Below are 14,860 nucleotides of genomic sequence, written 5' to 3' on the forward strand. Positions count from 1 at the left end.
TCCTCTCCTTTAGGGACCAGACCTGCCGAAATCGGCAAATCGTAACTATTTAACGCGCGAGAAAAGTACCATCGATTCCAGATGTCCCGTGTGTGGGAACATATCCAGCATCGCCAGTCGCGCAATGGTATATCCTGCTTTTAATAACGCTTCGCTATCCCGAGCCAGCGTTGCAGGATTACAGGATACATAAACTATACGAATAGGTTCCAGTTTTATAATTTGCTGCATAACACCTGCGGCACCTGCTCGCGCCGGGTCCAGCAACACTTTATCGAAGCCGTTTTTCGCCCACGGCTGCTTTGTGACATCTTCTTCAAGATTTTCGTGATAAAACGTCACATTGTGTAAGCCATTAAGACGCGCATTCTGCTGGCCTTTTTCAACCAGCGCCGGAACGCCTTCTACACCCACCACACTGGCAGCTTGTGTCGCCAATGGCAGTGTAAAGTTGCCCATACCGCAGAACAGATCCAGTACGCGATCTTCAGGTTGTACATCCAGCCATTCCAACGCACGCGCTACCATTTTTTGGTTCACACCCGCATTGACCTGAATAAAATCGCGCGGGCTAAAAGTTAAGCGCAACCCGTTTGAGTCATACCAGGGCATCTCACCAGAGACGGTTTCGAGTATCTCACTATCGGGGGCGAGATACAGATCCAGGCCTTCAGAATGCGAAAAGCGTTCCAGTTTTTCGCGATCTGCCGAACTTAGCGGTGCGGTATGGCGCAAAATCATCAGCTTGCCGCTGGTTGCCTGTACCAGTTCAACATGACCAAGATGGCGCATAGCTTGTAAGCTGCCCAGGCATGCCCTGACTTTGGGCAGCAATGCTTCAAGTTGGGGCACTAAAATGGGGCATTGTTTAACGTCGACAATGTCACTGGAGCCCGCTTTGCGAAACCCCATCTGAAGTTGCTGTGTTTTCGGTAAGTAGTTCAAACTTAAACGCGCGCGACGGCGATAGCCCCAGGGAACATCGGCGATCACTTCAGAGACTTCGTGTTTCATTAATCGGGCAAGTGCCGCACTTTTGCTTCGCTGCTGTAAATCCTCGCTGGCGTGTTGTTGCTGACAGCCACCGCATACGCCAAAATGAGGGCAGCGTGGCGTTTCGCGTTCCGGGCTATCGCTTAACCGGCGCACGACTTTAGCGCGGGCGTACTGTTTTTTATCTTCAGTAACAGTAACTTCCGCGTTTTCCTGTGGCAATAATCCAGGAATAAATAACGCTTTGCCGTTATGTCGTGCCACGCCCTGACCAAAAGAGTCGAGGTCGTTGACTGAAACAGTTATGATCTGACGCGTCGTCGTGCGTCGTTTTGCAGAGTAGAATTGCGCCATTGGCGAGACTTTCTCAATTTAACAGTGTGACCTTAATTGTCCCATAACGGAACTCCATGACCAACTACAGCCTGCGCGCACGCATGATGATTCTGATCCTGGCACCGACCGTCCTTATTGGTTTATTGCTGAGTATCTTTTTCGTTGTGCATCGCTATAACGACTTGCAGCGTCAACTGGAAGATGCCGGAGCCAGCATTATTGAGCCGCTTGCAGTTTCTACTGAATATGGCATGAGCCTGCAAAATCGCGAATCTATCGGTCAGTTAATAAGCGTACTGCATCGTCGCCATTCCGATATTGTTCGCGCGATTTCGGTTTATGATGAAAATAACCGACTCTTTGTCACCTCCAATTTTCATCTTGATCCCTCATCAATGCAGCTCGGCAGCAACGTGCCGTTTCCTCGCCAGCTCACTGTCACACGTGACGGTGATATTATGATCTTACGCACACCAATTATTTCCGAGAGTTATTCCCCCGACGAATCGCCCAGTAGTGATGCCAAAAATAGTCAAAATATGCTGGGATATATCGCGCTTGAACTGGATCTAAAATCGGTTCGCTTGCAGCAATATAAAGAGATCTTTATTTCCAGCGTGATGATGCTGTTTTGTATCGGTATTGCGCTTATTTTTGGCTGGCGACTCATGCGTGATGTAACCGGTCCAATTCGCAACATGGTGAATACCGTCGACCGTATCCGTCGCGGACAACTCGACAGCCGAGTGGAAGGATTTATGCTCGGCGAGCTGGATATGCTGAAAAATGGCATCAACTCGATGGCAATGTCGCTGGCAGCTTATCACGAAGAGATGCAGCACAATATCGACCAGGCGACGTCCGATCTACGTGAAACGCTGGAGCAGATGGAAATTCAGAACGTTGAGTTGGATCTGGCGAAAAAACGTGCCCAGGAAGCGGCGCGGATTAAGTCTGAGTTTCTGGCAAATATGTCCCACGAGCTGCGAACTCCGCTCAATGGCGTTATTGGCTTTACCCGCCTGACGCTGAAAACAGAATTAACACCAACGCAGCGCGATCACCTGAATACGATTGAACGTTCGGCAAATAATTTGCTGGCAATTATTAATGATGTTCTCGACTTCTCGAAACTGGAAGCAGGTAAGCTGATTCTGGAAAGTATTCCATTCCCACTACGCAGCACGCTGGATGAAGTCGTTACCCTGCTGGCACATTCTTCTCACGATAAAGGGCTGGAACTGACGCTCAATATTAAGAGCGACGTGCCCGATAATGTAATTGGCGACCCACTGCGATTACAGCAAATCATCACTAACCTGGTAGGGAATGCAATTAAATTCACCGAGAATGGCAACATTGATATTCTGGTAGAAAAACGTGCGCTGAGTAATACCAAAGTGCAGATTGAAGTGCAGATTCGGGATACCGGCATTGGTATTCCGGAACGCGATCAATCGCGCTTATTCCAGGCCTTCCGACAGGCTGATGCCAGTATTTCCCGCCGTCATGGTGGCACCGGGCTGGGGCTGGTGATCACACAGAAACTGGTTAATGAAATGGGCGGCGATATTTCGTTCCATAGCCAGCCGAATCGCGGTTCAACTTTCTGGTTCCACATTAATCTCGATCTGAATCCGAACATTATTATCGAAGGGCCATCCACCCAGTGCCTCGCCGGCAAGCGCCTGGCCTATGTCGAACCAAACTCCGCAGCAGCGCAATGCACGCTGGATATTTTAAGTGAAACGCCGCTGGAAGTGGTTTATAGCCCAACGTTCTCCGCGCTGCCTCCCGCGCATTACGACATGATGTTATTAGGCATTGCGGTGACCTTCCGCGAGCCGCTAACAATGCAACATGAGCGATTAGCGAAAGCGGTATCGATGACCGATTTTCTGATGCTGGCACTTCCTTGCCATGCACAAGTCAATGCTGAAAAACTTAAGCAAGATGGTATCGGCGCGTGTCTGCTGAAACCATTAACACCTACACGCCTGTTCCCTGCCCTGACGGAATTTTGTCATCACAAACAAAACACGCTTTTGCCTGTAACCGATGAAAGTAAGCTGGCAATGACAGTCATGGCGGTTGATGACAACCCCGCTAACCTGAAACTTATCGGCGCATTGCTGGAAGATATGGTGCAACATGTGGAACTTTGCGATAGCGGGCATCAGGCCGTTGAACGGGCGAAACAGATGCCGTTCGATCTGATCTTAATGGATATTCAAATGCCGGACATGGACGGAATTCGGGCCTGCGAACTCATCCACCAGCTCCCACATCAGCAACAAACGCCGGTTATCGCGGTAACGGCGCATGCAATGGCCGGGCAAAAAGAGAAGCTGCTTGGCGCAGGGATGAGCGATTATCTGGCGAAACCGATTGAAGAAGAACGATTGCATAATTTGCTGTTGCGCTACAAGCCTGGCAGCGGTATTTCCTCTCGCGTCGTGACCCCCGAAGTCAATGAAATTGTGGTGAACCCGAATGCGACCCTCGACTGGCAACTGGCACTACGCCAGGCAGCAGGAAAAACCGATTTAGCGCGCGATATGCTGCAAATGTTACTCGATTTCCTGCCTGAAGTTCGCAACAAAGTTGAGGAACAGCTGGTTGGAGAAAACCCGGAAGGCCTGGTTGATTTGATTCATAAACTGCATGGCAGTTGCGGCTATAGCGGTGTGCCGCGTATGAAGAATCTCTGCCAACTGATCGAACAACAGCTACGCAGCGGTACTAAAGAAGAAGATTTGGAGCCGGAGCTGCTGGAACTGTTGGACGAGATGGATAATGTAGCGCGCGAAGCCAGCAAAATTCTTGGGTAATAAATATGTTATCCAGTAAAAACCGGCTCCTGACAGAGCCGGTTTTGGTTTTCTGTCTTAACGCACCATGCACGGACGCTTGTTATCGAACGTCCAGCCAGGAATCAGATACTGCATTCCCATTGCATCGTCACGCGCGCCAAGCCCGTGTTTCTGATACAGCTCGTGGGCTTTCATCACCTGATCCATATCGATTTCTATGCCCAATCCTGGTTTTTGCGGCACCTGTACCAGCCCGCCTTTGATCTCAAACGGTTCTTTGGTCAGACGCTGATTGCCTTCCTGCCAGATCCAGTGCGTATCAATAGCAGTAATTTTACCCGGTGCAGCAGCGGCTACATGGGTAAACATCGCCAGGGAAATATCGAAGTGGTTGTTAGAGTGTGAACCCCAGGTCAGGCCAAATTCATGGCACATTTGCGCCACACGTACCGAACCTTGCATCGTCCAGAAATGCGGATCCGCCAGCGGGATATCAACGGATTGTAACGAGAGCGTATGGCCCATCTGCCGCCAGTCGGTGGCGATCATATTGGTTGCGGTCGGCAGGCCAGTCGCGCGACGGAACTCTGCCATCACTTCACGCCCGGAGAAACCTTGCTCCGCACCACACGGATCTTCTGCATAAGCCAGCGAACCTTTCAGGTATTTACCGATTTTAATCGCTTCGTTCAGCGACCAGGCACCGTTAGGATCGAGGGTAATACGCGCCTGCGGGAAGCGTTGCGCCAGTGCCACAATAGATTCGGCTTCTTCTTCTCCGGCCAGTACACCGCCCTTCAGTTTGAAATCGTTGAAGCCATATTTTTCATATGCCGCTTCCGCCAGGCGCACCACCGCATCCGGCGTCATCGCTTCTTCGTGACGCAGGCGATACCAGTCGCATGAGTCATCCGGCTGGCTTTGATACGGCAGCGGTGTGGCTTTGCGATTACCGACGAAGAACAGATAACCGAGCATTTCGACTTCGCTACGCTGTTGACCATCGCCCAGCAGCGATGCCACGTTAACCCCCAGATGCTGCCCCAGCAGATCCAGCATTGCCGCTTCTATCCCGGTAACCACATGAATAGTGGTCCGCAAATCAAATGTCTGCAAACCGCGCCCGCCGGCATCACGATCGGCAAATGTATTACGCACCAGCGTCAGAACGTTTTTGTATTCACCCAGCGTTTTACCCACCACCAGCGGAATTGCATCTTCCAGCGTTTTACGGATTTTCTCGCCGCCGGGAATTTCCCCTACGCCAGTGTGACCAGAATTATCTTTGATAATCACAATATTACGCGTGAAGAACGGTGCGTGTGCACCACTCAGATTCATCAGCATACTGTCATGGCCCGCCACCGGGATGACCTGCATTTCAGTAACAACAGGCGTCGTAAATTGAGAACTCATCTTTATGTCCTTTTTCAAAATCAATGACGGCCGAAAACGGGACGTTTACGGTCAAAGGTCCAGCCGGGGATCAGGTACTGCATCGGGCCTGCGTCGTTACGCGCACCGCCAGGCAGACGTTTATAGGCCTCATGCGCCTTTTGTACCTGCTCCCAGTCCAGTTCCACGCCCAGACCGGGCGCATCAGGAACGGCAATTTTTCCGTTTTTAATCTCCAGCGGATTTTTGGTCAGGCGACAATCTCCCTCCTGCCAAATCCAGTGGGTATCGATAGCGGTAGGATTACCCGGTGCCGCCGCACCCACATGGGTAAACATCGCCAGAGAGATATCGAAATGGTTGTTGGAATGGCAGCCCCAGGTCAGCCCCCAGTCGTCGCAAAGCTGCGCCACGCGGACTGCACCGGAAAGCGTCCAGAAGTGCGGATCGGCAAGTGGAATATCTACCGCATTGAGCATCACCGCATGGCCCATTTCGCGCCAATTGGTGGCGATCATATTAGTCGCGACGGGCAAGCCGGTCGCCCGCCGAAACTTCGCCATCACTTCACGTCCGGAGAAGCCCTGTTCTGCTCCGCATGGATCTTCGGCATAGGTAAGAACATCATTCAGCCCTTTGCACAGAGAAATGGCTTCATCAAGCAGCCATGCACCGTTGGGATCAACGGTAATCCGCGCATCCGGGAAGCGTTTCTTCAATGCACGAACAGTGTCGATTTCTTGCTCGCCAGGTAACACTCCGCCCTTAAGTTTGAAATCTTTAAAGCCGTAGCGATCCTGTGAGGCTTCCGCCAGACGCACAACGGCTTCGCTGTTCATCGCTTTCTGATGCCGCAATTGATACCACTCATGGTTGCCCGGCGTATTTTCCAGATAAGGAAGATCGGTTTTAGTCCGATCACCGATATAAAACAGATAACCGAGGACAGTAATAGCATCGCGTTGCTTGCCTGGCCCTAACAGTTCGCAGACCGGAACATTCAGCGCCTTACCTAGCAGGTCAAGCAAGGCGGCTTCCAGCGCCGCCACGGCATTAACGCGCAATTCAAAAGTCCAGGCACCTTTGCCGAAGGTATCAAAATCGGCTGCCTGATTACCTTTATGCACCTGCTGAACCACTTTATTCAGGCGTGCGACCTCCTGGCCCAGCACCATCGGAATAGCATCGACCAGTGTCTGATAAATCACCTCTCCGCCGGGCGCTTCACCAATACCGGTATGCCCGGCGTTATCGGTGAGTACCACAATATTGCGGGTGAAATATGCGTTATGTGCCCCACCAATATTAAGCAACATGCTGTCATGCCCGGCCACCGGAATGACTTTCATATCAGTAATAACAGGACTGGATTGTGTCGCCATCTTATTGCCCCGCAACAGGTTTCAACTCGATACGCTTGATATCGCCCACCAGCACCAGGTAGCTCAGTACCGCGATTAGGGCATGAACACCAACATAAATCAGCGCCCCATTAAAGGAGCCAGTCGTGCCAACGATATAACCAATTGCGATTGGCGTGACGATACCGGAAATGTTACCAAACATATTGAACAGGCCACCGGAAAGACCGCTGATCTCTTTTGGCGCGGTATCTGCCATTACTGCCCAACCCAGCGCCCCAATGCCCTTACCGAAGAAGGCCAGCGCCATAAAGCCGATGATCATCCACTCAACGTTGACGTAGTTACAGAACACCATCACCATTGATAGCAACATGCCCATCACGATCGGTGTTTTACGCGCAATGTTCAGCGAACCTGTGCGGCGCATCAGCCAGTCTGAAATAATCCCCCCCAACACGCCGCCGATAAAACCGCAAACCGCCGGTACGGAAGCCACAAAGCCCGCTTTCAGAATCGACATCCCGCGTGCCTGCACCAGATAAACCGGAAACCAGGTAATGAAGAAGTAAGTCAGGGCGTTGATACAGTACTGACCGATATAAACGCCGATCATCATCCGTGACCCGAGCAGCTGTTTGATCTGCCCCCACTTCACGCTGAACGACACTTTAACTTTGGTATTTTGCTGATCCATATTGATCAGCGCACCACCCGCGGCGATGTACTCCAGCTCTTTCTGATTTACGCCCGGATGTTGATTTGGCTCATGGATGACTTTCAACCAGATAAAGCTGATGACAATGCCCAGACCGCCCATGAAGAAGAATACATGTGACCAACCCACTTCATGAGTCAGCCAGCCCATAATCGGCGCGAAGATCACCGTTGCGAAGTATTGGGCGGAGTTAAAAATCGACACCGCCGTTCCCCTTTCCTGCGCCGGAAACCAGGCCGCAACAATGCGGCTGTTGCCAGGGAAAGATGGCGCTTCAGCAAGCCCGACCAGGAAGCGCAGCGTAAACAGGGCAACGATAATGCCGAATCCACTAAAGATATCGACGAAGCCTTGCAGCAAGGTAAACATCGACCAGATAAAGATCGACCAAAAGTAGACGCGTTTTGAACCAAAACGATCCAGCAACCAGCCACCAGGGATCTGCCCGATAACATAAGCCCATGAGAAGGCAGAGAACACATAGCCCATTCCCACAGGATCAAGGCCGATATCTTTGGCCATTTCCGAACCGGCGATAGAGAGCGTAGCGCGGTCGCCGTAGTTGAAGGATGTGACGATAAACAACATCACCACTATCCAGTAACGAGCATTCGTGCGTTTTTCCACACTGCTCGCAGCCTGACTTAAAGAACTCATTGTTGCACTCCTGAAAATTCGCGTTAGCCACGCTCACTCTGGACTGCGACATCGCCAGGAAATCAGAGGTGACGTAGGGTATTTTTTGCCGTTTTTATAGGTCGTTCGCCGAATACGGCGCGTGTTTATATCTGGCAATAACAGTATAAAAAGCGCGCCATAGCGGCTCACCGTGCAACAACACAACATTAATGCGTTCAATGAGGCCCGATTTTGGCATTAGCCCTGGACGGTGGAATCCACTTCACGGAAATGAAAACAAGAACAAGAAAGGAAGGGTTAAAACGAAGAAATAAAGAAGAGTATGAAATGGATCGCTTGACTCCAGGCAAACGCCAGTAAAAATCCGCGCTATGAAGCAGTTTTTACTGGCATTTGCCTGAAAAGATTCGATTCAGTTTGCTTAAAACGGCAATTTTTCAGGACAACAGCGTGCCCCACTGTTCGACCCACGGATTTGATTCCGTTTCCGGTTCCGGGTTATCACTGGCGTCAATCAGCAGCATTTCCCCTATCCGCTGCGCACTCTGTTCCTGCAACAAGGCATCGAACTGTTTGCCGCCATTGCAGAAATTCACATAACTACTGTCGCCGAGCGCAATCACGCCATAACGCAGATTCGGCTGGAAGCCCAGGGTATCTTTAATTCCCTGAAAGAGCGGCACAATGCTATCAGGAAGGTCGCCCTGCCCGGTCGTGGACGTAACCACCAGAACATACTTATCCTGATAGGGCAGCCAGTCGCTTAATTCAGGATCTTCAAATACCGTTGCTTTGTGGCCCTGCGCGGTCAGAATTGCTTCCGCTTCTTCCGCCACTAACAGCGAATTTCCGTACATTGTGCCCACAAAAATACCAATTTCCGCCATACCGTTTTCTCCCTGGATTAGGAACTTATCTCTCCATCCTGACCCGATGGCGCACTGAACTCAACCCTTTCATTTTCAGGAAGCAGACCCCGCCAGCCAAATTGTGATAACGCCTGCATCCAGGTGCCGTCCAGGCCCGCGTGAATAGTCAACGGCTCGCCAGTAAAAGGATGTGTCAATGACAACTGACTGGCATGCAGCATTAACCGCTGAAGGCCAAAATGTTCAGCACCGCTACGATTTTGACGTAAATCACCATGTTTGCTGTCGCCAATAATCGGATGGCGCAAGTGGGCAAGATGGCGACGGAGCTGATGCTTGCGTCCTGTTTTCGGCTCCAGTTCCACCAGACCGTAGCGCGTAGTCGGGTAACGTCCGGTCGCTACAGGCATTTCTACGGTCGCCAGACCGCGATAATGTGTCACCGCTGGCTGTGGACCTTTATCTTCGCGGACGAATTTATCAGCGATTTTGTCCAGTTCTTCCACCAGCGGATAATCCAGCACAGCCTCTTCCATCAGCCAGCCGCGCACAATCGCATGGTAACGTTTCTGGATTTGGTGCTGTTCAAACTGTTGTGCCAGCAGCCGTCCGGCCTCGCTGGATAGTCCCATCAGCAATACGCCGGACGTCGGTCGATCCAGCCGATGCGCGGTAAATACATGCTGACCAATCTGGTCACGCACGGTTTGCATAACCACCACTTTCTCGTCGCGATCCAGCCAGCTGCGGTGAACCAGCCAGCCGGAGGGTTTATTTACCGCAACCAGCCATTCATCCTGGTAGATTATTTCCAGCATCAGCTCGCATCATCCGCAAAAAGAGCATCCAGTTTTTCCAGCTCAGCCAGAATAAGCGCGCGTTGCGGATGGTCCGTCGCCAGCGCCATTTCATAATAGGGTGCAACAGCAAAAGCGCCCGGTAATGGCTGGTTATTATCTAACAAATCGTGCATTCGCGGGATCAGCACCCATTGCAACCACTCCAGTGGTTCCATGGTGTCCATAAAGAACGGTTGGGTACTGTTAAATTGATGCGGCTGAGGATCATCGTTTCGCCAGTGCTGATGTTCACGCAGTAATGCTTCAAGCGCCTGCAACTGGAGACGAACGCGGTCATGAGTGGTCATAAAGCAACCTCAATAAGAAAAACTGCCGCGAAGGATAGCAGGAATAAAAATAAATATCCTCCGGCATAGCCGGAGGTTTTTCAAATGCGCCTGTAAGGCTCTGTTACCAGCCGCGCCCTAACAGGCGCATACGATCTGACATTTGCATTCAACTTCGTTACTTACGGCCCGTAAACGGGCTGCCCGGATATGGAATCGATAACTGCTCCCCCATTTTATCCTCTTCAAGCTGGTGCTTTATGTAGTCCTGTATCTTCGCCGTGTTCTTACCCACCGTATCGACATAGTACCCTCGGCACCAGAACTCCCTGTTTCTGTATTTGAATTTCAAATCCCCAAACTGCTCGTAAAGCATCAGACTGCTTTTCCCTTTCAGATATCCCATAAAGCCGGATACGCTCATTTTGGGTGGGATTTCCACAAGCATATGGATATGATCTGCGCAGCACTCTGCTTCCAGAATCCGTACGCTTTTCCACTCACACAGCTTTCTCAAAATACTGCCTATCGCCCTACGCTTCTCTCCGTAAAACGCCAGTCTTCGGTATTTCGGCGCAAAAACTATGTGATATTTACAGTTCCAGCGGGTGTGCGCTAAGCTCTTTTCGTCCCCCATTGGGACCCCCTTTTGATTTCTTGTTTGACACTTGCAGTTGCCAGACCGCAAGGTGTTTTAACAAATCAAAAGGGGTTTTAATAACTGGCTCAAAGCTGAAAGCTTTCCGGAACCCCCAGCCTAGCTGGGGGTTTTCTGTGCACAAAAAGGGAGCACTGTATTCACAGTGCTCCCGGTTCGTTTCGCAGCATTCCAGCTACTTTTGTTGCTCCCTGCTCATCCTTGACAACTTTTCCTCTGGCCTTGCGGCCAATCGTTCATCCTGAACTATTGCTTCCTGCTCACACCACCCCGATGTGATACTTCATCCTGAAGTGTCCCTGGCCTTCCTGACCCACCGAATCATCCTGACCGGTTCTCATTCTCCATCCTGGAGGTGTCCTTTAACGCGTCCTGCGTCATCCTCTTCGCTTCATCCAGAAGCCTTTCCCTGAAACACCCTCCTGGTGTGTCCTGCAGAAGTGTCATCATCCTGATGTTCACTTCGTTGTCTGACTCCCTGTCGACGAAGATAGAATCGTCTTTTTCGCGAAGTCTTACAAGGCGCTTACAGACAATGCCTTAAGGAAAATTTCATATGAAAGTTAGGAATTAACAAGCAATATATTGATTTTAAATGAAAATAACGATTCTTATCTTTTTAAGTATTCGCTTATTTCCTGGCGATCTCCTACAGAGTCTGTAAGAGATCTCTCACAACAAGATGGGGTATTTGGATTACAGAAGAGGCTTAAGTTGATTAAGGAATTCCGCAAGATTTGAGGCTAAATGCGTCCGTTTACGTGTTCCCAGCGTCTCTTTGCACACTTCACCGGAGAGATTACACACCGAGATGACCTCTAACTCTTCTTCCAGCGTCGCGATAAATAGCGTGGGCGGCAGTTTTAGCCTTTTCTGAGTCACCAGATGACCAATCAGATTTTCCTGCACCCGACGGAAGTCGTCTTCACTCCAGGTTTGCAGCAATGTCAGTTTGATATCGCCAAACTGCGCGTGCATATCCCCGGCAAACTGGGTCGTGTAAAAAGTATGAACCGTGGGTTGTATCACAATATCAAAAGCACGTTCAACCGCGTTTACATTTTGTTCACCGGTAAACGGCTGGGGTTGCCAGTATACAGCGTCTTCGGTGGTTGAAATAATGCACGGTGAAGGAACGCCGTACAGTTCCTCACTTAACGGCCAGCTTTTATGCTCTTCATGCCACGCATCGCAGTAGCGTGCAGTAAAATCTTTCAGGGCTTGTGCGGTCAAATCGTCCACTAATTTCTCTCTTCACTTAAACCAGATACACTTGTCGTTTAGTTTATCTGGTTTATGACGGTGAAACATGTCTTCTTATGCAAACCATCAGGCACTTGCGGGCCTGACTCTTGGAAAATCAACCGATTACCGGGATACCTATGACGCCAGCCTACTGCAAGGCGTTCCACGCAGCCTGAATCGCGACCCGCTGGGTCTGAAAGCGGATAACCTGCCTTTTCACGGTACGGATATCTGGACGCTGTATGAACTTTCCTGGCTGAATGCGAAAGGTTTGCCGCAGGTCGCTGTCGGTCATGTTGAACTTGATTACACCAGCGTAAATCTGATTGAGTCGAAGAGTTTTAAGCTTTATCTCAACAGTTTTAACCAGACGCGTTTTAATAACTGGGATGAGGTGCGCCAGACGCTGGAGCGCGACTTAAGCACTTGCGCTCAGGGTAAGGTTAGCGTGGCGTTATATCGTCTTGATGAACTGGAAGGCCAGCCGATAGGTCATTTCAATGGCACCTGCATTGATGACCAGGATATCACTATCGATAACTATGAATTCACTACTGACTATCTTGAGAATGCCACCAGTGGTGAAAAAGTAGTAGAAGAGACGCTCGTCAGCCACCTGCTGAAATCAAACTGCCTGATCACCCATCAACCAGATTGGGGTTCGATCCAAATTCAGTATCGTGGACGCCAAATTGACAGAGAAAAACTGCTGCGTTACCTGGTCTCATTCCGTCATCACAACGAGTTCCACGAACAGTGCGTGGAACGCATCTTTAATGACCTGTTACGCTTCTGCCAGCCAGAGAAATTGAGCGTTTACGCACGTTATACCCGTCGTGGCGGTCTGGACATTAACCCGTGGCGCAGTAATAGCGATTTTGTCCCATCGACCACAAGACTGGTTCGGCAATAAATTTTTTCTCAATTTTGCGTGCTGGATTCACGCAGAAGGTTGTGAAAGGTCATCAGGCAGGGCTATTGTAATCAAAGGGAATGACGATATTCGTCCCATAAGGAGTTTTTCTTGATTACACATATTAGCCCGCTTGGCTCCATGGATATGTTGTCGCAGCTGGAAGTGGATATGCTTAAACGCACCGCCAGCAGCGACCTCTATCAACTGTTTCGCAACTGTTCACTTGCCGTACTGAACTCCGGTAGTTTGACCGATAACAGCAAAGAATTGCTGTCTCGTTTTGAAAATTTCGATATTAACGTCCTGCGCCGTGAACGCGGCGTAAAGCTGGAACTGATTAATCCACCGGAAGATGCTTTTGTCGATGGGCGTATTATCCGCGCTTTGCAGGCCAACTTGTTCGCGGTTCTGCGTGACATTCTCTTCGTTTACGGGCAAATCCATAACACCGTTCGTTTTCCCAACCTGAATCTCGACAACTCCGTCCACATCACTAACCTGGTCTTTTCCATCTTGCGTAACGCTCGTGCGCTGCATGTCGGTGAAGCGCCAAATATGGTGGTCTGCTGGGGCGGGCACTCAATTAACGAAAACGAGTATTTGTATGCCCGTCGCGTCGGGAATCAGCTGGGCCTGCGTGAGCTGAATATCTGCACCGGCTGTGGTCCGGGAGCGATGGAAGCGCCGATGAAAGGTGCTGCGGTCGGACACGCACAGCAGCGTTACAAAGACAGTCGTTTTATTGGTATGACAGAGCCGTCGATTATCGCCGCTGAACCGCCTAACCCGCTGGTCAACGAATTGATCATCATGCCGGATATCGAAAAACGTCTGGAAGCTTTTGTTCGTATCGCTCACGGCATCATTATCTTCCCTGGCGGTGTGGGTACGGCAGAAGAGTTGCTGTATTTGCTGGGAATTTTAATGAATCCGGCCAACAAAGATCAGGTTTTACCATTGATCCTCACCGGGCCAAAAGAGAGCGCCGACTATTTCCGCGTACTGGACGAGTTTGTCGTGCATACGCTGGGAGAAAACGCGCGACGCCATTATCGCATCATCATTGATGACGCCGCTGAAGTCGCTCGTCAGATGAAAAAATCGATGCCGCTGGTGAAAGAAAACCGTCGCGATACGGGCGATGCCTACAGCTTTAACTGGTCAATGCGTATTGCGCCCGATCTGCAAATGCCGTTTGAGCCGTCTCACGAGAACATGGCTAATCTGAAACTGTACCCGGATCAGCCAGTAGAAGTTTTGGCCGCTGATCTGCGTCGTGCCTTCTCCGGTATTGTGGCGGGTAACGTAAAAGAAGTCGGTATTCGCGCCATTGAAGAGTTTGGTCCTTACAAAATCAACGGCGATAAAGAGATTATGCGTCGTATGGACGACCTGCTACAGGGTTTTGTTGCCCAGCATCGTATGAAGTTGCCAGGCTCAGCGTACATCCCTTGCTACGAAATCTGCACGTAATCTCCCCTTCCCCGGTGACATTAGTTGCCGGGTTTTCTCGTTTTTGGTTACTTACCCATCAATTCATTTCATTTGTTATATAAATGTTTCTTACCGTCCTCACGCGATAAACATCATCACAGTTAATATGTCATACAATTTATATTACAACGCAAACGTTTCCCTGTTTTCACAAACCACATTTTATCGCTATGAAAAATAAATTATCCCCATTATTCACTAAAAGTATTGATTTTTTCAGCTCAACCTACATATATTGCGCGCCCCGGAAGAGGTCAGATGTCGTTTAATGGGCAAATATTGCCCTTAAATTCTATT

The 14,860-nt window shown here is 50.1% G+C and carries 12 protein-coding genes; 3 read left to right on the forward strand and 9 right to left on the reverse strand.

Annotated features, from left to right (window positions below; all coding sequences use genetic code 11):
• Nucleotides 1-45: 45 nt before the first annotated feature.
• Entirely contained in the window at nucleotides 46-1,347 is a 1,302-nt protein-coding gene (gene rlmD / locus QUE34_RS16965) for a 23S rRNA (uracil(1939)-C(5))-methyltransferase RlmD (RefSeq protein ID WP_032303687.1), read from the reverse strand.
• Between the two features lie 56 nt (nucleotides 1,348-1,403).
• On the opposite strand from rlmD, the gene barA reads away from it, so the two are divergent.
• Entirely contained in the window at nucleotides 1,404-4,160 is a 2,757-nt protein-coding gene (barA, locus tag QUE34_RS16970; RefSeq protein ID WP_000186438.1) for a two-component sensor histidine kinase BarA, read from the forward strand.
• 57 nt (nucleotides 4,161-4,217) lie between these two features.
• Here barA and gudD read toward each other — a convergent pair whose 3' ends face one another.
• From gudD to syd, 8 genes are all read right to left on the reverse strand, one after another.
• Entirely contained in the window at nucleotides 4,218-5,558 is a 1,341-nt protein-coding gene (gudD, locus tag QUE34_RS16975; protein ID WP_032303688.1) for a glucarate dehydratase, read from the reverse strand.
• Between the two features lie 20 nt (nucleotides 5,559-5,578).
• Nucleotides 5,579-6,919, reverse strand: coding sequence for an enolase C-terminal domain-like protein (locus tag QUE34_RS16980; protein WP_286338863.1), 1,341 nt, complete (start codon nucleotides 6,917-6,919; stop codon nucleotides 5,579-5,581).
• Nucleotide 6,920: 1 nt separating this feature from the next.
• Nucleotides 6,921-8,273 (reverse strand): galactarate/glucarate/glycerate transporter GudP, encoded by a 1,353-nt coding sequence (gene gudP, locus QUE34_RS16985; protein ID WP_000097090.1) that lies wholly within the window; start codon nucleotides 8,271-8,273, stop codon nucleotides 6,921-6,923.
• Nucleotides 8,274-8,692: 419 nt separating this feature from the next.
• Entirely contained in the window at nucleotides 8,693-9,142 is a 450-nt protein-coding gene (locus QUE34_RS16990) for a flavodoxin (RefSeq protein ID WP_032303689.1), read from the reverse strand.
• Nucleotides 9,143-9,159: 17 nt separating this feature from the next.
• On the reverse strand, nucleotides 9,160-9,942 hold the full coding sequence (truC, locus tag QUE34_RS16995; protein WP_032303690.1) for a tRNA pseudouridine(65) synthase TruC: 783 nt from the start codon (nucleotides 9,940-9,942) through the stop codon (nucleotides 9,160-9,162).
• Nucleotides 9,942-10,271 (reverse strand): YqcC family protein, encoded by a 330-nt coding sequence (locus tag QUE34_RS17000; protein ID WP_000206981.1) that lies wholly within the window; start codon nucleotides 10,269-10,271, stop codon nucleotides 9,942-9,944. The genes truC and QUE34_RS17000 overlap by 1 nt, the downstream gene beginning before the upstream one ends.
• 157 nt (nucleotides 10,272-10,428) lie before the next feature.
• Entirely contained in the window at nucleotides 10,429-10,887 is a 459-nt protein-coding gene (gene tnpA, locus QUE34_RS17005; RefSeq protein ID WP_000502112.1) for an IS200/IS605 family transposase, read from the reverse strand.
• Between the two features lie 717 nt (nucleotides 10,888-11,604).
• Nucleotides 11,605-12,150: a SecY-interacting protein gene (gene syd / locus QUE34_RS17010; RefSeq protein ID WP_000342437.1), complete on the reverse strand. Its 546-nt coding sequence runs from the start codon at nucleotides 12,148-12,150 to the stop codon at nucleotides 11,605-11,607.
• A gap of 67 nt (nucleotides 12,151-12,217) precedes the next feature.
• Here syd and queF point away from each other — a divergent pair, with 67 nt between their 5' ends.
• Together queF and ppnN are read left to right on the forward strand one after the other, a co-directional pair.
• Nucleotides 12,218-13,066 (forward strand): NADPH-dependent 7-cyano-7-deazaguanine reductase QueF, encoded by an 849-nt coding sequence (queF, locus tag QUE34_RS17015; protein ID WP_000100430.1) that lies wholly within the window; start codon nucleotides 12,218-12,220, stop codon nucleotides 13,064-13,066.
• A 111-nt stretch (nucleotides 13,067-13,177) separates the two neighbouring features.
• Nucleotides 13,178-14,542 (forward strand): nucleotide 5'-monophosphate nucleosidase PpnN, encoded by a 1,365-nt coding sequence (gene ppnN, locus QUE34_RS17020; protein WP_032303698.1) that lies wholly within the window; start codon nucleotides 13,178-13,180, stop codon nucleotides 14,540-14,542.
• The last annotated feature ends 318 nt before the right edge of the window (nucleotides 14,543-14,860 follow it).

The organism is Escherichia sp. KS167_9B (assembly GCF_030295215.1).
Lineage (GTDB): Bacteria > Pseudomonadota > Gammaproteobacteria > Enterobacterales > Enterobacteriaceae > Escherichia > Escherichia coli_F.